A 19,600-nucleotide genomic window follows, 5' to 3' on the forward strand; every position below is an offset into this window, starting at 1 on the left:
GCGTCGTGCACGAGCCGCGCCCCGCGCCGTGACATGAGCGGTGCCGCGCCGGGCGCGCGCATTTTCCTAAAGCCCTTGCCGTTTTTTGCCGTTATCCGGAATGGCGCATCGCGCGCCAGCCTGTCGCGCGCAGGTCGTTAGCAGTCTTTCCGTGCCCGTCGTACGGGGACGAACGACGTACGGCATTCATGAATCTTCACTACTCGAAGCGGCATCTCATCAACCTGCTGGTCGTTGCGGCTGCCGTCGGCGCAAACGCTTTCGTGGCCTGGGCGCAGATCGGCGCGCAGCGCGAGATCGACCAGCGCGCCGCGCAGGCCGCGCGCGTGCGGCACGATCTGGATCGTTTCAGGACCACGCTGGGCAGCGGGCTCGCGGCGCTCGGCCGTTTCGAGGCCGACGGTCAGGCCGAACCGCCCGGCGCGCGCGAGGCGCGCGCAGCGGAACTCGACGATACGGCACAGACGCTGCGCGCCGAACTGTCGGGCGATCCGGCACAGGCGCAGCGCTTTGACAACGTGGCGGCACAAGCCTCGCGGCTCGCGCGCGAGATCGACGAAACGCTCGCGCGGGCCCTGGAGCGACTTGCCGATGCGCGCGTGCAGGCCAGCGCGGAGCAAGCCGCGGCGGTGCGGGACGCGGCGGCGGGGCAGGGTGGTGGCTTGGCGGTGAGCGGCGCGGTGCGGGATGAGGGATCATCCGGGGCGGTCGGGCACGATGTGGCGGCGCAAGCGCGTGGGGGCGGTTTTTCGTCGACGTATTCGTCGGGTAAGGCGCGCGGATCGGCTTCGGGGCTTGTTGCACCTTATGCGGGCAAGGCTGGCGTATCGGCATCGGGTCTTGCAGAGCCGTATGTGAGCAAGCCGGGCGCATCGGCTTTGAATCTCGCCGAGCCCTACGCGAGCGCCGCACCCGTCGCGACCCCAGCCATCGCGGCAACGACCCCGCAAGTCGCCCCGCAAGCCATCTCCACGCCACCACCCGCACCCGACACCACACTAGCCAGCATAGCGTCCTGGACCGCAAGCGAATACATCCGACTCGACACACGCGCCGACCGCGTCGACGCCAGGCTCTCGGCCTTGCAGGCCGAGCAGGATCGCGCGCTTGCGGGCGCGTTCGCCGAGTCGTCGAGCGCGGGCCGCCGCGCGTCGATTCTGCTGATCCTGACGATGCTCTCGGGCGCGGCGCTCCTGATCTACACCTTTGGCGCGCGCGAGAACGCCGCGCGCGAAAAGCTGCGCGCGCTCGCCGGCATGCGCGCGCGCAACGAGCGCTTCCAGGGGCTGTTCGACGCCCACCCGGTGCCCATGTACGTCTTCGACCGCGAGACGCTGCGCTTTCTCGCGGTCAACGCGGCCGCGATCCAGCAATACGGCTATAGCGAGGAAGAGTTTCTCGCGATGACGATCCGCGACATCCGTCCCGCCGACGACGTCTCGCGGCTCGAGCAGCATCTCACGCGCTCGGACACGCTCACCGAGAACGTGCGCACGATGGCCGGCATCTGGCGTCATGCGCGCCGCGACGGCTCGCTCATCAGCGCCGATATCTCGCATCATTCGCTCGTCTTCCAGGGCCGCGCGGCGGTGTTCGTGCTCGCCGACGACGTGACCGAGCAGATCAAGGCCGAGGTCGAGGCGCAGCGCTCCAACCAGATGCTCGAGACCGTGATCGACAACATCCCGCAGCGGATCTTCTGGAAGGACGCGCAATCGCGCTATCTGGGCTGCAACATGACCTTCGCGCGCGACGCGGGCCTCGCTTACCCCGAGCAGATCGTCGGCAAGACCGACGACGAACTGCCGTGGCGCGCCTACGCAGGCGTTCTGCATGCACAGGACCGCGAAGTGATCGAGTCGGGGCTGCCGCGCATCAATTACGAAGAGGAACTGACGATCGACGGCCTGCACCGCACCACGCTCACGAGCAAGCTGCCGCTGCTCGACGGCGACGGCCAGGTGATGGGCGTGCTCGGCAGCTACTCGGACACGACCGAAAGCAAGCGCGCCGACCTCGCGCTGCGTCTGCAGAGCCGGGCGCTCGACGCCTGCGTCAATGCGATCCTGATCACCGGGCCGGGGCCGGGCGGCAGCAACCTGATCGAGTACGCGAATCCGGCGTTTCGCCGCATCACCGGCTACGATCCCGCCGAGGTGATCGGCCAGGACTGCCGCTTCCTGCAGCGCGACGACCGCGACCAGGAAGGGCTCATCGCCATTCGCCGGGCGCTGCTCTCGAACCGCGAAGTGAGCGCCGTGCTGCGCAACTACCGCGAGGACGGCGCGCTCTTCTGGAATCAGTTGCTGATCGCGCCGGTGCCGGATCTCGGCGGCCGCATCACGCACCATATCGGCATCATCAACGACGTGACCGAGCTGATCCGCTATCAGGAGCAGCTCGAATACCAGGCGAACTACGACAGCCTCACGCAACTGCCCAATCGCAATCTGCTGCGCGATCGCCTCCAGCAGGCGCTCGTCTCGGCGCAGCGTCACGAGCGCGGCGTGGCCGTGGTATTCATCGACCTCGACGGCTTCAAGAACGTCAACGACAGCCTCGGCCATAGCGTGGGCGACCGGCTGCTGGGCGTGGTGGCCGAGCGGCTCACGCGCTGCACGCGCACGAGCGATACCGTCGCGCGCCACGGCGGCGACGAGTTCGTGATCGTGCTGACCGACACCATCGACGAAAAATCGCTGATCGGCTGGATGGAGCGCGCGCGCTCGATGATCTCGGAGCCGGTCTGGATCGACGGCACCGAGCTCTACGTGGGCTGCAGCATGGGCGCGAGCGTCTATCCGCAGGACGGCAACGACGCCGAGGCGCTGCTCAAGAAGGCCGACGTGGCGATGTACCGCGCGAAGGAGCTGGGCCGCAACACGTTCCAGTTCTATCAGCCCGAGATGAACGCGAGCGCGGGCGCGCGCATGGATCTCGAACGGCGTCTGCGCCGCGCGCTGCGCGACGGCGAGTTCCTGCTGCACTACCAGCCGCAGGTGGAGATCGAGGGCGGCCGCATCGTCGGCATGGAGGCGCTGGTGCGCTGGCGCGATCCCGAGGCGGGGCTCGTGCCGCCCTCGCAGTTCATCCCGATCGCGGAGGAGAGCGGCCTGATCGGCCCGCTTTCCGACTGGGTGCTGCGCGAGGCGTGCCGGCAGAACCGCGCGTGGCAGGACGCGGGGCTGCCGCCCGTGCGCGTCTCGGTGAATTTTTCGGCGAAGACGTTCCACCAGCGCGACATGGCGGAACTGGTGAAGGGCGTGCTTCAGGAGACGGGGCTCGATCCGTGCTGGTTCGAAGTCGAGCTCACCGAAAGCACGCTGATGCGCAACACGGAAGAGGCGGTCTCGATGCTCGACGCGCTGCACGAGGCGGGCGTGGGCATCGCCATCGACGACTTCGGCACCGGCTATTCGAGCCTGAGCTACCTCACGCGATTGCCGGTGGACCGGCTCAAGATCGACCGCTCGTTCGTGGCCGACATCGGCAACAGCAGCGACGACGAGACCATCACGGCGGCCATCATCGCGCTCGCGCACGAGTTGCGGCTGCAGGTGATCGCCGAAGGGGTGGAAACGTCGCAGCAGTTCGCGTTCTTGCGCGAGCGCGCGTGCGACGAGCTGCAAGGGTATTTCTTCGCGCCGCCGATGCCGGGGCCGGAAGCCGCGGCGCTCCTGAGCGCGAGCGCAGCCTATGAGGAGGGCGCGGGGCTCGCGTGGCCGGCGTGATGCGCGACCCGCGCGAGCCCGATCTTATTCGACCGCCGGCAGCGGTCGCGGACGGCGGTCGGCGCCTGTGGCCACGTAGGTGAGCGTCGCTTCGGTCACCTTCACGACTTCGTCGGCGAGGCGCATGCGCTGCGCATAGACCTCGACCTCGACGGTCACCGAGGTCGAGCCGGTCTTGACGATATCGGCGTAAAAGCTCAGCAGGTCGCCGACGAACACGGGCTGCTTGAACACGAACGAGTTCACCGCGACGGTCGCGACGCGCCCGTTGGCGCGCCGGCTCGCCGGAATCGAGCCGGCGATGTCGACCTGCGACATGATCCAGCCGCCGAACACGTCGCCGTGGACGTTGGCGTCGGAGGGCTGCGGCACGACGCGCAGCGCGGGCGCTTTCTGGGGGAGCGGAGAGGAATCGGTCATCGGGGGTCCATGAAAAGGGCGGGAACGGCGGGGCGCGAACCGCGGCGCAAGTGAGGCCTCGTGGTTGCGGTGCGCGGGTTGCGCCGCCTCGTGGCGCGGGCCTTGGGGCCGTCAGCGGCGCGCGCGGCCTTCTGCGACAATACGGTCTCAGGAATTGTACGGGAAAGCGGCAGGCGCAGCGGTGCGGCCAGAACGGCGCCAAGCCTCGCACCAGCGCGCCCCGGAACCCGTCGTCCAGCTCCCCAACAATACGCCGTGCTTCTCGCGCGCGCCCTCGAGTGTCGAGGCGCCCCTGCGGCACGTCCCCAGCCGCTCGCCCATGCGCCGCTTTCCCGCTTCCAACGAACCCGCGCCGCCCGCCACCGGGCCGCGCAACGACTGGCAGACCGTCGTCTCGCTGCTGCCTTATCTCACCGCCTACAAATGGCGCGTGGCGTTCGCGCTCAGTTGCCTGATCGGCGCGAAGGTCGCCAACCTCGGTGTGCCGATCGTGATGAAGCACATCGTCGACAATCTCGCGGCCGTGAAGCACCTCACCGCGCTCGGGCGCGCCGAGCACGCGCCCGGCATCGTGCTGGTGAGCGGCGTGGGCCTGCTCGTGGTGGCCTACGCGGTGGTGCGCCTCTCGACGTCGCTGTTCACCGAGCTGCGCGAGATGCTGTTCTCGAAGGTGACGGAAAGCGCCGTGCGCCAGCTCGCGCTCAAGGTGTTCCGCCATCTGCACTCGCTGTCGCTGCGCTTTCATCTGGAGCGCCAGACGGGCGGCATGTCGCGCGACATCGAACGCGGCACGCGCGGCATCACGCAGCTCATCTCGTACTCGCTCTACAGCATCTTGCCGACGCTCGTCGAAGTGGGCCTCGTGCTGGGCTTTTTCGCGGTGAAATATGAGGCGTACTACGCAATCGTCACGCTCGTGGCGCTGGCCGCGTACATCGTCTTCACCGTGAAGGTGACCGAGTGGCGCACGCATTTCCGGCGCACGATGAACGAGCTCGATTCGCGCGCGAATTCACGCGCGATCGATTCGCTCATCAACTACGAGACGGTGAAGTACTTCGGCAACGAAGCGTGGGAGACGCAGCGCTACGACGAGAATCTGCGCCGCTATCGCGCTGCGGCGATCACGTCGCAGCAGTCACTTTCCGCGCTGAACTTCGGGCAGCAGGCGATCATCGGCACGGGGCTCGTGTTCATCCTGTGGCGCGCGACGCAAGGCGTGATGGCCGGCAAGCTCACGCTGGGCGACCTCGTGCTCATCAACACCTTCATGCTGCAGCTCTACATTCCGCTGAATTTTCTGGGCGTGGTGTATCGCGAGCTCAAGCAGAGCCTCACCGACATGGACCGCATGTTCAACCTGCTCACGGTCGCGCGCGAGGTGCCCGACGTGCCGGGCGCACCGCCGCTCGCGGTGCGCGGCGCAGAGGTGCGCTTCTCGCACGTGAATTTCGCCTACGAGCCGGCGCGCCAGATCCTGCACGACGTGAGCTTCACGATTCCCGCGGGCACGACGACGGCGGTCGTGGGCCACAGCGGCTCGGGCAAATCCACGCTCTCGCGCTTGCTGTTCCGCTTCTACGATCTCGACCGCGAGACGGGCGGCGCGATCATGATCGACGGTCAGGACATTCGCGACGTCACGCAGGATTCGCTGCGCGCGTCGATCGGCATCGTGCCGCAGGACACGGTGCTCTTCAACGATTCGATCTATTACAACATCGCCTACGGCCGGCCTTCGGCGAGCCGCGATGAGGTGATCGCGGCGGCGCGCGCGGCGCACATCCACGCGTTCATCGAGAGCCTGCCGAAGGGCTATGACACGCCGGTGGGCGAGCGCGGGCTCAAGCTCTCGGGCGGCGAGAAGCAGCGCGTGGCGATCGCGCGCACGCTGCTCAAGAATCCGCCGATCCTGCTGTTCGACGAGGCGACCTCGGCGCTCGATTCGCGCTCGGAGCGCGCGATCCAGCACGAGCTCGACCAGATCGCGCGCGAGCGCACGACGCTCGTGATCGCGCACCGGCTTTCGACGGTCGTGCACGCGCAGCAGATCATCGTGATGGACCACGGACGCATCGTGGAGCGCGGCACGCACGCCGAGCTGTTGCGCGCCGATGGGCACTATGCGCAGATGTGGGCGCTCCAGCAGCAGCGCGCGAGCGAAGCGGATCGGGACGCGGCGGCCGAGCCGGCCCCGGTGGCCGCCGGGCGCGGCCACTGAAGGTCACCGAAAGTCACTGAAGGTATCAGCCGCGCAGCGTCGCGCGCAATGCGCTGTCGAGCGCCGCGAGTTGCGCGGGCGTGCCCACGTTCTCCCAATGTCCTTCGAAGACTTCGCCGCTCGCGCGCTTTGCCGCGATGGTCTCGCGGTAATACGGCGTGAGCGCGCGCTTCTCGCCGCGCGGCAGGCCGCGGAACATGCGCGTGTCGTAGAGGCCGATATTGCCGAAGGTGTAGCGCGGCGCGCCGTCGAGCGCGAGCAGGCCGTCGGCGCCGAGCGCGAAGTCGCCCTTGGGGTGAAACGGCGGATTGGGCACCATCACGAGATGCATGCCGGGCTCGGGCTGCGCCGCGAGCGCCGCGGCGCGCGCGTGCAACGCGCCGAAGTCGTATTCGCTATAGACGTCGCCGCTCACGGCGAGAAACACGGCCGGCTCGCCCGCGCGCTCCAGTAAGGGCAGCGCCTGCGCGATGCCGCCCGCGGTTTCGAGCGCGTCGGTCTCGGCGGAGTAGTGCAGTTGCACGCCGAAGCGCGCGCCGTCGCCGAGCGCGGCTTCGAGCCGCGCGCCGAGCCACGCGTGATTGATGACGATGCGCGTATAGCCCGCCGCCGCGAGGCGCTCGATCTGCCAGACGATGAGCGGCTTGCCGCCCGCTTCGAGCAGCGGCTTCGGGCAGGTGTCGGTGAGCGGGCGCATGCGCTCGCCGCGCCCGGCGGCGAAGATCATCGCCGGGCGCTCCGCGGTGTCCATTGCAGTGGCACGCGTCATGAATTCGTCGACCTTGTCATGGATGATGAGGGGAGAGCGGCGGCGCGCTCAGAACGTATAGCCGACTTCGGCGTTCGTGCCCTGGAGCTCGTCGATGAGCCGCGCGAACGGCACGAGCGGACGATAGCGGTGCGCGACCTTGCCCGCATAGTCGAGAAAGCGCGGCAGGTCGGCCATGTAGTGCGGTTTGGCGTCCCGGTAGTTGATGCGGCAGAACAGGCCCAGCACCTTGATGTGACGCTGCAGGCCCATCCATTCGAGCTGGCGGTAGAACTCGCCGAAGTCGGCATCGACGGGCAGCCCGGCCTTCTTCGCGCGCTCCCAGTAGTACGCGAAGCAGTCGAGCTCGAATTCTTCGTCCCAGCTCAGGAAGGCGTCGCGCAGCAGCGAGGCGATGTCGTAGGTGATGGGCCCATAGACCGCGTCCTGGAAGTCGAGTACGCCGGGGTTGGGCGTCGCGATCATGAGATTGCGCGGCATGAAATCGCGCAGCATGAAAACCTGCGGCTGGGCGCGCGCGCTCGCGATCAGGAGCGCGAACGTGCGATCGAGCATGGCGCGCGTGGCTTCGTCGACCTTGCGGCCCAGATGGCGCTCCAGATACCACTCGGGCATGAGCTCCATCTCGCGGCGCAGGAAGGCCTCGTCGAAGGCCGGCAGCAGGTCCGGGCGCGAGGCGAGCTGAAAGCGCACCAGCGCGTCGATGGCGTCGCGCATGAGACTGCGCGCCTCGCGGCCGGGACCCGCTTCGGTGAGCGCCTTGAGGTAGGGCGCCGTGCCGAGATCGGTCACGAGCATGAGGCCGGCGTCGAGATCGACTTCGAGCACGCGCGGCACGTGCACGCCGGCCGCTTCGAGCAATTGCGCGACTTGCACGAACTCGCGGCATTTTTCGGGCGGCGGCGCGTCGACGGCGATCAGCGTGGCGCCGTGGGCGCCGGCGCTCGCGAGCCGGAAGTAGCGGCGAAAGCTCGCGTCGGCGGAGGCCGGGGCGAGCGTGGCGAGGTCGAGCGCGTATTTTTCTGCGTGGCCAGTGAGCCAGGCGGCGAGCAGGTCGCGGCGGGCATCGGCCAGGGAAGACAGGGCGGTGAGGGTCATGAAAACCGGAGGCAAAATCAGTGGATCAACGTCTTGCCATATAATACCCCACGACTTTTTTGACGCGACTCGCGCCAAAGCCCGCATGACGGTTCGCTCGCCGCACTTATCGCCAGTCCATCGGGCCGATACGCCAAAACCATACATGCCGCCCAGACAGTTTTTCCAGACGATCTCCAAAAGTGACGACGGCGTGCCGGGCAAACGGCGGCTCATCGCGGCGCTCGTGGCCATGCCGGGTCTCGTGCCTGGGCTCGCGCACGCGCAGCTCGCGGGCGACGCCGCACAGCCCCAGCGGCTGGACGACGCGTGGAGCCTGCGCCTTTCCCCCCAGCTCGAGGACCGTCCGAACGCGCCCGGCCAGCGGCCCGCCACGTTCGTGCTCGGCAATTCGGCCACCGGCACGTCGGGCGTCGACACCGCCGTCAAGGGCTCGGCCGAACTGCGCCAGGGCCCGAACGTCGTCAAGGGCGACGCGCTGCACTACGACGAAGACACCGACATGGCCGACGCTTACGGCAATGTCGTCGTCGAGCAGAGCGGCACCACCTTCGCCGGCCCGGAAGCGCACCTGAAGGTCGAGGCGAACGAAGGCTTCATGCCCGCGCCGAAGTACCATTTCTCGATCACGGGCGGCTCGGGCAGCGCCGAGCGTGCGGACCTGCTCGACAACGAGCGCTCGGTGCTCACCAACGGCACCTACACGGCTTGCCAGTGCTCGTCGAATCCGGCCTGGTACATCAAGGGCACCGAGTTCGACTTCGACACGGGCGCCGACGAAGGCGTCGCGCACAACAGCGTGCTGTTCTTCCAGAACGTGCCGATTTTCGCGAGCCCGTGGTTCTCGTTCCCGCTCTCGGGCGAACGCCGCAGCGGCCTGCTGCCGCCGACGTTCTCGATGAGCTCGACGAACGGCGTCGAGCTGTCGATGCCGTATTACTTCAACATCGCGCCGAACCGCGACTTCACGTTCACGCCCGAGATCATCTCGAAGCGCGGCGTGTTCCTGCAGGGCAATTACCGGTATCTCTCGACCAACTACTCGGGCTCGATCACCGGCACGTTCCTGCCCAACGACGCGATCACGAAGACCAACCGCTACGCGCTGTTCATCCAGCACAACCAGAACTTCGGCAACGGGTTCGGCGGCTACATCTACTACAACAAGGTCTCGGACAACACCTATCCGGAAGACCTGGCGTCGCCGGCCAACCAGTTCCTGAACGGCACGCAGACGCTGTACCAGCAGGAAGCGGGCGTCACGTACAACAACGGGCCGTGGTCCGTGCTCGGCCGCTATCAGCACTGGCAGACGCTGTCGCCGTCGACTGCGCCGTACGGCCGCGAGCCCGAGCTCAACGTGAAGTACGCGAAGTACAACGTGGACGGCTTCGACTACGGCATGGAAGCCGACTACTCGCGCTTCCGCATCACGACGGCCGATGCCACCGAAGGCGACCGCGTCGTCTTCAATCCGTACCTGTCGTACTCGTTAATGGGGCCGGGTTACTTCGTCACGCCGAAGGTGCAATGGCACTTCGCGGACTACAACCTGAGCAACATCGGCAACGACGTGCCCGCGGGCACGCCCAAGAGCTTCACCGAATCAGTCCCCACGTTCAGCTTCGATACGGGGCTCGTGTTCGATCGCTCGGTGCATCTGTTCGGCACGGATTACATCCAGACCCTGGAACCGCGCCTGTACTACGTCTACACGCCGTACCGCAACCAGGAGTTCGCGCCCCTTTTCGATACCGCCGATGCCGACTTTGGCCTGGCGGAGATCTTCACGCCGAACACCTTCGTCGGCAACGACCGCATAGCCGACGCGAACCGCCTCACGGCGGCGCTGACCACGCGCTTCATCGACGCGGCCACGGGCGACGAGCGTGCGCGCTTCGTGATCGCGCAGCAGTACTACTTCACCGACCAGCGCGTGACGCTGATTCCGGGCGACACGACGCCTTCGGGCTCGGCGCATTCGGACCTGATTGCGGGCATGTCGCTGAAGATCGGGGGCGGTTTCGCTTCGGAAACGGCGTTCCAATATAATGCCGACCAGGGCCAGCTGACGAAGGCGAGCGTTGGCTTTGGCTACAGTCCGGGGCCGAGCCGCGTGCTCAACGTCGCCTACCGCTATACGCGCGAGAACAGCAGCACGCTCGACAACCAGCCCATCAACCAGATTCTGATTTCGGCCCAATGGCCGTTCTCGCATCGGGTGTACGCTGTGGGCCGCTTCAACTACGATCTGAACGGCCACAAGATCGTGGACGGCCTGGTCGGCATGCAGTACGACGCGGATTGCTGGGCGCTCGGCGTCGGCATCCAGCGCTATGCGAACGGGATCAACACCACGGGCGGCAACAATTCGGCCACGCGTTTTCTCGCGCAGCTGACGCTCAAGGGGCTGTCGAACGTGGACAACGGGCTGGTTGCGGCGTTCAAGGCCAGCGTGCCGGGCTATACGCAGCCGCCGGGGCAGCCGCCGCTGCCATCGCGCTTCACGGATTATCAATAACGCGTGAACCGGGGGCCCGAGAGGCTCGCGAGCCGGTGCAGCGCGGGGTCGGTGCATAGAGACGGGCGAAGCTGCCCGCCAACTTTGGAGTATCTGTGGGAATCATGAAAAAGCTTCGCCTGGCAGCGTTCGCTGCGAGTATCTTCGCCGTCGCAGGACTGTTGCCGGCCGCGCCGGCATTTGCGCAGGGGCTCGCGCCCGCCGGCGGCCAGACTGCCGACACGATCGCGGCGGTCGTCAACGACGGCGTGATCACGCAGCGCGAGCTCGACAACCGTGTCGGGCTCATCACGCGCCGCCTGAACCAGCAGAATGCGCCGGTGCCGCCCATGGACCAGATGCAGGCGCAGGTGCTCAACCAGATGGTGCTCGAGCGCATTCAGCTGCAAAAGGCGAAGGAAGACGGCATCTCGGTCGATGACACCGCCGTGCAGCGCACCCTCGAGCGCCTCGCCCAGGCCAACGGCATGGACCTCGCGACCTACCGCGCGCGCATCGAAGCCGCCGGCGTGCCGTGGGCCACGTTCACGAACGACGCGCGCACCGAGCTCACGCTCTCGAAGCTGCGCGAGAAGGAAGTCGACAGCAAGATCACCGTCACGGACGCCGAAGTCGCGAATTACATCGCGAGCCAGCGCGGGCCGAACGCGGGCCAGCAGAACGACCTGCACTTCGAGCACATCTTCATCAAGGCGCCGCTGAACGCGTCGGAGACCGACATCGAGGCCGCGCAGAAGAAGGCCGACGATCTCCTGAAGCAGGCACAATCGGGCAGCAAGTTCTCGAGCCTCGCGAAGTCGAACTCGCAGGCCCCCGACGCCAGCAAGGGCGGCGACATGGGCTTCCTGCCGCCTTCGAAGCTGCCGCCCGAGTGGGTGACGGCCGCTGCCACGCTGCGTCCGGGCGAAGTGAATCCCGCGGTGATCCGCACCAACGACGGCTTTGAGATCGTGCGTCTCGTCGAGCGTCGCCAGGGGCAGGGCACCAGCGCCTCGGCGCCGCAACTCGTGCAGACGCACGTGCGCCACATTCTGCTGCGCGTGGGCGACGGCATGTCCGAGCCGCAGGCGCGCCAGAAGCTCTTGGAGATCAAGAAGGAAGTGCAGGCGGGCGGCGACTTCGCCAAGTTCGCGCGCACCTATTCGCAGGACGGCTCGGCCTCGCAAGGCGGTGACCTCGGCTGGATCAGCCCCGGCGAAACCGTGCCCGAATTCGAGCGCGCGATGAACACGCTGCAGGACGGCCAGATCAGCGACCCGGTGCGCACCGAATACGGCTACCACCTGATCCAGGTGCTGGGCCGCCGCGAAGCCGAAGGCTCGATCGCGCAGCAGATGGACCTCGCGCGCCAGGCCATCGGCCAGCGCAAGGCGGAGCAGGCTTACGCCGACTGGCTGCGCGAACTGCGTGACAGCGCCTACGTCGACTACAAGATCAGCGGCCTGACGCCGCCGCAGCAGCACTGACCCACCCCCAGAGGAACCGCGCCGTGAATGCTCCCGCCACTTCGTCTTCTGCGCCGCGGGGGCCGCGGCCGGTCCGCATAGCCATCACCACCGGCGAGCCAGCCGGCGTGGGCCCCGAGCTCACCGCCGCGGCGCTCGCGGGCGCCTCGGCGCACTGGCCCGGCGCCGAATTCGTCGTGCTCGGCGATGAGGCGCTCATGGAGCAGCGCGCCGCGGCGGCCGGCGTGGACTGGGCCGCCGTGCTGGCGGGCCAGCACGTGAGCATCGAGCACGTTGCGCTCGGCGCGCCGGCGAAAGCGGGCAAGCTCGACGTCGCCAACGGCCCCTATGTGCTCGCCCTGCTCGATCGCGCCATCGACGGCGCGATGGCCCAGGAATTCGACGCCATCGTCACCGCGCCGCTGCAAAAGAGCACGATCAACGACGCCGGCGTGCCCTTTACCGGTCACACCGAATACCTGGCCGAGCGCACGAAAACGCCGCGCGTGGTCATGATGCTCGCGGGCACCGGCGCGCGGCCCTTGCGCGTCGCGCTTGCGACCACGCATCTGCCGCTCAAGGACGTGTCGGCGGCGCTCAGCATCGACGGCCTGCTCGAGACGCTGCGCATCATTAATCACGACCTGCGCCACCATTTTGGCGTGGCCACGCCGCGCATCCTCGTGACGGGCCTGAACCCGCACGCGGGCGAGAACGGCTACCTGGGACGCGAGGAGATCGACGTGATCTCGCCGGCGCTTGCACAAGCCACGGCCGAGGGCATCGACGCCCGCGGGCCGTATCCCGCCGATACGCTGTTCCAGCCACGCTATCTCAGCGAGGCCGACTGCGTGCTGGCGATGTTCCACGACCAGGGCCTGCCGGTCCTGAAATACGCGACCTTCGGCGAAGGCATCAACGTGACGTTGGGTCTGCCGATCGTGCGCACCTCGGTCGATCATGGCACCGCGCTCGACCTCGCCGGCACGGGCCGCGCGGACGCGGGCAGCCTGATCGCCGCCATCGACACCGCCGTTTCGATGGCGCGCCACCGGCGCGCTATCTGATTAACCAGATCTAGCATGTCCAACAGCAGCAGACAGCACCAGGGCCACTTCGCGCGCAAGCGCTTCGGCCAGAACTTCCTCGTCGACACGGGCGTGATCGACGCGATCGTCGACGTCATTCGCCCGCAGCGCGGCGAACGCATGGTCGAGATCGGGCCGGGCCTCGGCGCGCTCACCGAGCCGCTGATCGAGCGCCTCGCCACGCCCGAAGCGCCGCTGCACGCGGTCGAGCTCGACCGCGACCTCATCGCGCGCCTCACCAAAAAGTTCGGGCCGCTGCTCGAGCTGCATGCGGGCGACGCGCTCGCGTTCGACTTCGGCTCGCTCGCCGCGGCGGGCGAGAAGCCCACGCTGCGTATCGTCGGCAACCTGCCGTACAACATTTCGAGCCCGCTGCTGTTTCACCTCGCGACCTTCGCGGATCGCGTGATCGACCAGCACTTCATGCTGCAGAACGAAGTGGTCGAGCGCATGGTGGCGGAGCCCGGCAGCAAGGCGTACAGCCGCCTCACGGTGATGCTTCAGTACCGCTACGTGATGGACAAGATGCTCGACGTGCCGCCCGAATCGTTCCAGCCGCCGCCCAAGGTGGACTCGGCGATCGTGCGCATGATCCCGTATGCACCGCACGAGCTGCCGCAGGTGGACGAGGCGATGCTCGGCGAGCTCGTGACGGCGGCGTTCTCGCAGCGGCGCAAGATGCTGCGCAATACGCTCGGCGATTATCGCGATCGAGTGGATTTCGAGGCGCTCGGCTTCGATCTCGCGCGCCGCGCTGAAGACGTGCCGGTGGAGGAGTATGTGCGCGTTGCGCAGGCGCTGGGGAAGGCAGCGGCGGCGTAGGCGGGCTCTAGAGAATGCTCATGAGAGGGATTGAGCGCGCATGAGGCGATAGGCGCGCAATCGGAAACGGCGGCGCTGGTGCGCCGCCGTTCGTTTTTCTTCGCGCCCTTTAGCCCGCTTCGGCGCGCTGCGCCTCGTAGGCCTTGAGCTGGCTGTAGACGATCCGCAGCACCGAAAGCTCGCTCGACGCGCGCTGCGCCGCGCCGCCACGCCGGATCAGATCGCCGAGGACGTGATCGGCTTCGATGCGCGAGCCGTTCTGCACGTCGCGCAGCATCGAGGCGGTGAGCGTCGAGCCGGTGGCGAACAGCATCGCGCGCGAGCGCTCGAGGAAGCTGTCGCGCACCGCGTGACCGTGCTCGGCGGCCACCGTGCGGCACTCCGCGAAAAGACGCTCGACGGTCGCCGCGCCGTCGGGCGTCGCAACGATGACGCCCACGGGCGCGCGAAACAGACACGTGCTGCCCGCGAGCGTCGCGAGGAACACCCACTTCTCCCACATTTCCTGCAGGATGTGCGCGCTGGCTTTGACGTTGAAGCCGGCATTGCCGAACGCATCGGCAATGGTTTGCACGCGCGGCGAGACGCCGTTGCCGAGCTCGCCGAACGAGATGGCGTGCGCGTCGTTCAGATGGACGATCTCGCGTTTCTCGTTGAGCGTGGACGCGATCAGGCAGACGCCACCGAGCACCGCCTGCGTGCCGAAGCGTGCCTGGAGCACGTCCAGATGGTTCATGCCGTTGAGCAGCGGCAGGATGGCGGTGTTGGGGCCGACGGCCGCCGCGAACGAATCGATGGCGTTTTCGAGGTCGTAAGCCTTGCAACTCAGCAGTACGACATCGAAGGGCTGTGCGCCTTGTGATTCGAGCGCTTCGCGCGTGACGGTCTTCGGCTCGCGCAGCGTGAGATCGCCGGCGTGCGGGCTGCGGATCACGAGGCCGTCCCGGCGCAACTGCGCAGCGCGCGCCTCGCGCACCAGGAACGTCACGTCGCGCCCCGCAGCGGCCAGCCGGCCGCCGAAATAACCGCCTGTCGCGCCTGCACCCACCACCAGAATCCGCATATCGACTCCTTGTTTCCTTTCGTTATCGGCCACGCTGGCCGGCGACCGTTCGCATCGGGCTCCGGCCGTTTCGGGATGGCGTCATGCTAGAGCAAATCGGTGCGGCCTGCTTGGTGTGGCTTGCCTGGCGCTGGTTGCCGGCGTCGGCAGGGCCAGTGGGATTTTGGTACAGTCGCGTTTTTACGATGGCAAAACGGAGTACACGATGCGCTTTCTGCACACGATGATCCGGGTCGGCGACCTGGACCGCTCGATCAAGTTCTATACCGAGCTGCTCGGCATGAAAGTGCTGCGCCGCGACGACTATCCCGAAGGCCGGTTCACGCTGGCGTTCGTCGGCTACACCGACGAGCGCGACGGCACGGTGATCGAGCTCACGCATAACTGGGATACGCCTTCCTACGACCTGGGTACGGGCTTCGGCCACCTTGCCGTGGAAGTGGACGACGCCTACGCCGCCTGCGAGAAGATCAAGGCCCAGGGCGGCACGGTGGTGCGCGAGGCGGGGCCGATGAAGCACGGCACGACGGTGATCGCGTTTGTCACCGATCCGGATGGGTACAAGATCGAGTTTATTCAGAAGAAGTAGGAATTCTTCGATTGGCGATATCGGATTATTCTGATATCGCCACTTTGCTTGGTGGGAAGCATTATCATTCAACAAAGCGCCCAGTAATAAAAAATAAAATTAAAGCGCGATTTATACAAATTTAAAGCTATTCCTGAAGAATATTCGGATGCTATTCGAATACATTCGATAGCTTTGTCAGCAAAAATAAAGATCCGCATATTCCTCTGTGTGCGCCGAATAGGATACAAATCGATACAAATATTTCGCCATCCTAATTTAGAGACGGCGAAATGCCTTTTTGGGGCCATCGATTGCGTCTCAGAGCGAATTTAGAGACGCGTTCGAGCCTTTCCTGGCGTGACATCCTGCATCCATTTCGGAGTCTTCCTATATACGGGAATAGCACAACGGACGAGACTCTGTCCCTCGGATATTAACCAACTACAAAGCGATTCGGAGCAAGTGTCTCGCGTATGACGGGGGGCGAGGGCCCTACCTTCAGCGGCTTGTCGCAATCAGATTGCTATTGGCATGCGAGTGCCTCCGGATTTTCTGAGAGATGCACGAAATGCAGGTTTTCCTTCAACCAGGCAGTCCTCTGTCCTTTACGTATTTGGGTGCTCGGTGTGGCTGGAACCTTATCGAATGATTCGTCTGCTTCGGGCCGTCGAACGGCGGCGTCCGTCAAGCAACCGCGTGTGCATTCCGGCGCGGGAACACGAACATTCAAAGGAAACGCCATGAACCAGCCTACTCAAACCGAGGCCAGTGCACCTTCCTTCAACGGCAGCCTTCTGGCGCGCCTGCTGGACATGCTGGTCATCGCCGCGGGAGCGCAGATCACGATGTCCGGCCACGGTGTGCCTGGCCAGGCCGGATATGACAGCGCTCTCGTCGCTTTCACGCTGTTGGCCACCTTGCTTGTGTTTCCTTCCTTCGGGCTGTACCGCACGGCTCGCACGCACCTGCTCTGGCGCTGCGTCTGCGTGCCCGGGATCGTCTGGCTCCTTGCGCTCGCTGCCGCCACGTTAATCGCGTCAGTGATGCATCGACCATACCATCCCGCATTCGCGTGGTTTTCCTCATGGGCGATCGTCTCCGGTCTTGGGCTCATTGCATGCAGGGTGCTGGATTCCGCACTGAGCTTGCGACGTGCCGATCAGACGGCGAGCTACAGAATGGTTGCGATCGTCGGTACCGGTGCGCATTGTCGTCAGCTATTGCGCAAAGTCGAAACGACGCCCGATTCGATCTACCACATCGCCACGCTCTTCGACACCGGCCCGGATCTTGGCGAGCCGCCCGGCACGGTGCCGGCATTTCGCGACCGCGCGGGCTTTGCGGCCTACGTGCGGCGCTACCACATCGACGAGCTGTGGCTCGCGCTGCCGCTTTCCGAGGAGAAAACGATCCTCGCGTTCACCGAGCTCTTTCGCAACGATCTCGTCAACATTCGCTTTATTCCCGACGTCAGCGGCCTTGCGCTCTTCGAAGGCGAAATGGTGAATCTCGGCGGCACGTCGGCGATCAATCTCGTCGGCTCGCCGCTTTCGTCCGAAGCGCTTGCGCAGAAGGAAGTGTTCGACCGCATCTTTGCCTGCTTCGTGCTGGTTGCGAGCTTGCCGCTGCTGCTCGCCATCGCGCTCGCGGTGAAACTTACGTCCCGGGGCCCGGTGCTGTTCACTCAACGGCGCAAGGGCGCCAACGGCAAGGTCTTCAATATCTACAAGTTCCGCAGCATGCGGCTGCATGTGCAGGCTCATGGCGTAGTCAAGCAGGCGACGCGCGGCGACTCGCGCATCACACGCGTAGGCGCATTTCTGCGCCGCACGAGCCTTGATGAATTGCCGCAGTTCATCAACGTGCTGCGCGGCGAAATGTCGGTTGTGGGGCCGAGGCCGCACGCCCTCGAGCATGACACGCTCTATCAGGACATCGTGGACAACTATATCCATCGCTATCGCATCAAGCCCGGTATCACGGGCTGGGCGCAAGTGAATGGATTCCGTGGCGAAACCGACCGCATCGAAAAGATGCGTGACCGCGTCGAACACGATCTCTATTACCTCAGCAACTGGTCCTTCGGGCTCGACATGCGGATCGTCCTCGCGACGATCTTCACGGGACTGGTTCATCGCAATGCTTATTGATTAGCTGGAACGCAGAAGTGTTGAAACGATTGAAAAAGCTGTCTGTTCAGGCGACGCACAGACCCCGCGGGGACAGAGCCTTTCGGCTGTCTTCCATGGGCGTTGCAGTCGTGCTCTGCTCGATGTTGGGTGCGTGCGCCGTTGCACCGGGCATGCGAATGATGGTATCCGGCGGGAAAACCGCGCAGAGGGCCCCTCAGGGCGCTGGGGCGGGCACCGACGCGGCCGGCACGCCGCCGACGACGCAGGTAGCCGACGCAACGCCGGCCACGCCGGAAGTGGCTATTACCGAACTGAGCGTGGACGTCGTGCGGCGCATGCAGGAAGAGCGCGTGGAGAAGCAGCAGGAGCAGGTCAAGCTGCTGTCTCCTGCGCCTCAGCCCTATACCGTGGGCGCGGGCGACGTGCTGCAGATCGTGGTGTGGGATCACCCGGAAATTGCGGCCGCGATGGGCTCGACGCAGTCTCAGCAATCCACGCGACCTGGTGACCCGACGTCGGGCTTCGTGGTCGATCAGGCCGGTGACGTGACATTCCCGTACGCGGGTACGCTGCATGTTGCCGGCATGCGCACCGAGGAAGTGCAGAAGCACTTGAGCGCTGCGCTCGGCAAATATTTCGTCAAACCTCAAGTGACCGTGCGCATGGCTTCGTATCGCGCACATGAAGTGTACGTCGATGGCGAGGTGCGCAACCCCGGCGTCGTCGCGGTCAACGACGTGCCGCTTTCGCTTTACGAAGCCGTTGCACGCGCCGGTGGATTCAGCGACACAGCCGACCAGAGCGACCTCGTACTCGTGCGCGATGGCGTGACTCATCGCGTCGATCTCACCCGCATGCTGGCCAGCGGAACGAGTCCGTCACGCCTGTACCTCAAGCCCGGCGACTTGCTGCGCGTGGTCGCGCGTGACGAAAACGACGTCTACGTCATGGGCGAGGTCAACAAGCCGATTTCCGCGATCCCGCGCCGTACCGGCCGCATCACGCTGGCGGATGCAATCGCGCAGGCGGGCAGTGTCAACTCGTCTACGGCCGACGCTGCCCAGATGTTCGTGATTCGTGGCAGCTTGAGCGGCACACCTCAGGTGTTCCACCTGGATGGGCGCTCGCCGGTGGCAATGCTGGTCGCCAAGGAGTTCGACCTGCAGCCCAAGGACGTCGTGTACGTGGACGGCAATGGCCTTGTCCGCTTCAACCGTGTGCTGACGTTGCTGATTCCGGCCATCAATGCGGGCCTGACCGCGGGGTTGGTGGCGAAATGATCGATCGCGTTCTGGTGGTTTGCGAAGGCAACATCTGCCGCAGTCCATTGGCCTGCGCGATGCTCGCTCAGGCGCTGCCCGATATCGGTTTTAGTTCGGCGGGCACGCATGCGCTGGTAGGTGAGGGTGCGGACCCGCTCGTTCTTGAAATGGCGCGTGAGCGCGGTGTGCCGCTCGAAGAGCACATTGCCACCGCGCTTACGGACGAGCAGGTACGCGCTGCAGATCTCATTCTGACGATGACGAGAGTGCAGCGCGAGCAGATCGAGCACGTGTGGCCGTATGCGCGCGGCAAGGTTTATCGGCTCAACGAGAGCGACGGCGTTGATGTCGTCGACCCGTATCAGCGCCATCGTGTGGCATTCGAACTCGCATTCGCGCAAATCGAGCACGGCGTTGCGCATTGGCGTGGCGTATTGGCAGGACTGGCTCACTGAAT

Annotated in this window: 14 protein-coding genes; 10 read left to right on the forward strand and 4 right to left on the reverse strand. The window is 65.8% G+C overall.

Going from position 1 to position 19,600, the window contains the following annotated elements:
• Positions 1 to 188 precede the first annotated feature (188 nt).
• Positions 189 to 3,731 carry an EAL domain-containing protein gene (locus U5775_RS20040; protein WP_322059835.1) on the forward strand — a complete coding sequence of 1,181 codons (3,543 nt, stop codon included), beginning with the start codon at positions 189 to 191 and terminating at the stop codon, positions 3,729 to 3,731.
• Between the two features lie 24 nt (positions 3,732 to 3,755).
• Here the strand turns inward: U5775_RS20040 and U5775_RS20045 are convergent, their stop codons facing one another.
• Positions 3,756 to 4,151 carry an acyl-CoA thioesterase gene (locus U5775_RS20045; protein WP_322059836.1) on the reverse strand — a complete coding sequence of 132 codons (396 nt, stop codon included), beginning with the start codon at positions 4,149 to 4,151 and terminating at the stop codon, positions 3,756 to 3,758.
• A 319-nt stretch (positions 4,152 to 4,470) separates the two neighbouring features.
• Between U5775_RS20045 and U5775_RS20050 the strand changes: the two genes are divergently transcribed.
• Positions 4,471 to 6,372 (forward strand): ABC transporter ATP-binding protein/permease, encoded by a 1,902-nt coding sequence (locus U5775_RS20050; protein WP_322059837.1) that lies wholly within the window; start codon positions 4,471 to 4,473, stop codon positions 6,370 to 6,372.
• A 25-nt stretch (positions 6,373 to 6,397) separates the two neighbouring features.
• Here the strand turns inward: U5775_RS20050 and murU are convergent, their stop codons facing one another.
• Complete coding sequence (gene murU, locus U5775_RS20055; protein ID WP_322059933.1) at positions 6,398 to 7,099, reverse strand: N-acetylmuramate alpha-1-phosphate uridylyltransferase MurU; 702 nt, start codon at positions 7,097 to 7,099, stop codon at positions 6,398 to 6,400.
• A gap of 90 nt (positions 7,100 to 7,189) precedes the next feature.
• Entirely contained in the window at positions 7,190 to 8,239 is a 1,050-nt protein-coding gene (locus U5775_RS20060; protein WP_322059838.1) for an aminoglycoside phosphotransferase family protein, read from the reverse strand.
• A 145-nt stretch (positions 8,240 to 8,384) separates the two neighbouring features.
• Between U5775_RS20060 and U5775_RS20065 the strand changes: the two genes are divergently transcribed.
• The 4 genes from U5775_RS20065 (at position 8,385) to rsmA (ending at position 14,115) form a co-directional block, all read left to right on the forward strand.
• Positions 8,385 to 10,760, forward strand: a complete 2,376-nt coding sequence (locus U5775_RS20065) for an LPS-assembly protein LptD (RefSeq protein WP_322059839.1) — start codon at positions 8,385 to 8,387, stop codon at positions 10,758 to 10,760.
• A 95-nt stretch (positions 10,761 to 10,855) separates the two neighbouring features.
• On the forward strand, positions 10,856 to 12,226 hold the full coding sequence (locus U5775_RS20070; protein WP_322059840.1) for a peptidylprolyl isomerase: 1,371 nt from the start codon (positions 10,856 to 10,858) through the stop codon (positions 12,224 to 12,226).
• 23 nt (positions 12,227 to 12,249) lie between these two features.
• Positions 12,250 to 13,272, forward strand: a complete 1,023-nt coding sequence (gene pdxA, locus U5775_RS20075) for a 4-hydroxythreonine-4-phosphate dehydrogenase PdxA (protein ID WP_322059841.1) — start codon at positions 12,250 to 12,252, stop codon at positions 13,270 to 13,272.
• 15 nt (positions 13,273 to 13,287) lie between these two features.
• Complete coding sequence (gene rsmA / locus U5775_RS20080) at positions 13,288 to 14,115, forward strand: 16S rRNA (adenine(1518)-N(6)/adenine(1519)-N(6))-dimethyltransferase RsmA (protein WP_322059842.1); 828 nt, start codon at positions 13,288 to 13,290, stop codon at positions 14,113 to 14,115.
• Between the two features lie 109 nt (positions 14,116 to 14,224).
• On the opposite strand, the gene panE is transcribed toward rsmA, so the two are convergent.
• Positions 14,225 to 15,178 carry a 2-dehydropantoate 2-reductase gene (panE, locus tag U5775_RS20085; protein WP_322059843.1) on the reverse strand — a complete coding sequence of 318 codons (954 nt, stop codon included), beginning with the start codon at positions 15,176 to 15,178 and terminating at the stop codon, positions 14,225 to 14,227.
• Between the two features lie 205 nt (positions 15,179 to 15,383).
• Between panE and gloA the strand changes: the two genes are divergently transcribed.
• The 4 genes from gloA to U5775_RS20105 all read left to right on the forward strand — a co-directional run bounded on the left by gloA (position 15,384) and on the right by U5775_RS20105 (position 19,598).
• Positions 15,384 to 15,767, forward strand: a complete 384-nt coding sequence (gene gloA / locus U5775_RS20090; RefSeq protein WP_322059844.1) for a lactoylglutathione lyase — start codon at positions 15,384 to 15,386, stop codon at positions 15,765 to 15,767.
• A 722-nt stretch (positions 15,768 to 16,489) separates the two neighbouring features.
• Complete coding sequence (locus tag U5775_RS20095) at positions 16,490 to 17,899, forward strand: undecaprenyl-phosphate glucose phosphotransferase (protein WP_322059934.1); 1,410 nt, start codon at positions 16,490 to 16,492, stop codon at positions 17,897 to 17,899.
• Between the two features lie 17 nt (positions 17,900 to 17,916).
• Complete coding sequence (locus U5775_RS20100) at positions 17,917 to 19,161, forward strand: polysaccharide biosynthesis/export family protein (RefSeq protein ID WP_322059845.1); 1,245 nt, start codon at positions 17,917 to 17,919, stop codon at positions 19,159 to 19,161.
• Entirely contained in the window at positions 19,158 to 19,598 is a 441-nt protein-coding gene (locus U5775_RS20105; protein ID WP_322059846.1) for a low molecular weight protein-tyrosine-phosphatase, read from the forward strand. Before U5775_RS20100 ends, U5775_RS20105 begins: the two co-directional genes overlap by 4 nt.
• Positions 19,599 to 19,600 lie beyond the last annotated feature (2 nt).

This window comes from Paraburkholderia sp. J63, assembly GCF_905220245.1.
GTDB lineage: Bacteria > Pseudomonadota > Gammaproteobacteria > Burkholderiales > Burkholderiaceae > Paraburkholderia.

Bases quoted from the DNA above. Each gene is read 5' to 3' on its own strand.
- U5775_RS20040 (WP_322059835.1), top strand. From the start codon at position 189: ATGAATCTTCACTACTCGAAGCGGCATCTCATCAACCTGCTGGTCGTT.
- U5775_RS20045 (WP_322059836.1), bottom strand. From the start codon at position 4,151: ATGACCGATTCCTCTCCGCTCCCCCAGAAAGCGCCCGCGCTGCGCGTC.
- U5775_RS20050 (WP_322059837.1), top strand. From the start codon at position 4,471: ATGCGCCGCTTTCCCGCTTCCAACGAACCCGCGCCGCCCGCCACCGGG.
- murU (WP_322059933.1), bottom strand. From the start codon at position 7,099: ATGATCTTCGCCGCCGGGCGCGGCGAGCGCATGCGCCCGCTCACCGAC.
- U5775_RS20060 (WP_322059838.1), bottom strand. From the start codon at position 8,239: ATGACCCTCACCGCCCTGTCTTCCCTGGCCGATGCCCGCCGCGACCTG.
- U5775_RS20065 (WP_322059839.1), top strand. From the start codon at position 8,385: ATGCCGCCCAGACAGTTTTTCCAGACGATCTCCAAAAGTGACGACGGC.
- rsmA (WP_322059842.1), top strand. From the start codon at position 13,288: ATGTCCAACAGCAGCAGACAGCACCAGGGCCACTTCGCGCGCAAGCGC.
- panE (WP_322059843.1), bottom strand. From the start codon at position 15,178: ATGCGGATTCTGGTGGTGGGTGCAGGCGCGACAGGCGGTTATTTCGGC.
- gloA (WP_322059844.1), top strand. From the start codon at position 15,384: ATGCGCTTTCTGCACACGATGATCCGGGTCGGCGACCTGGACCGCTCG.
- U5775_RS20095 (WP_322059934.1), top strand. From the start codon at position 16,490: ATGAACCAGCCTACTCAAACCGAGGCCAGTGCACCTTCCTTCAACGGC.
- U5775_RS20105 (WP_322059846.1), top strand. From the start codon at position 19,158: ATGATCGATCGCGTTCTGGTGGTTTGCGAAGGCAACATCTGCCGCAGT.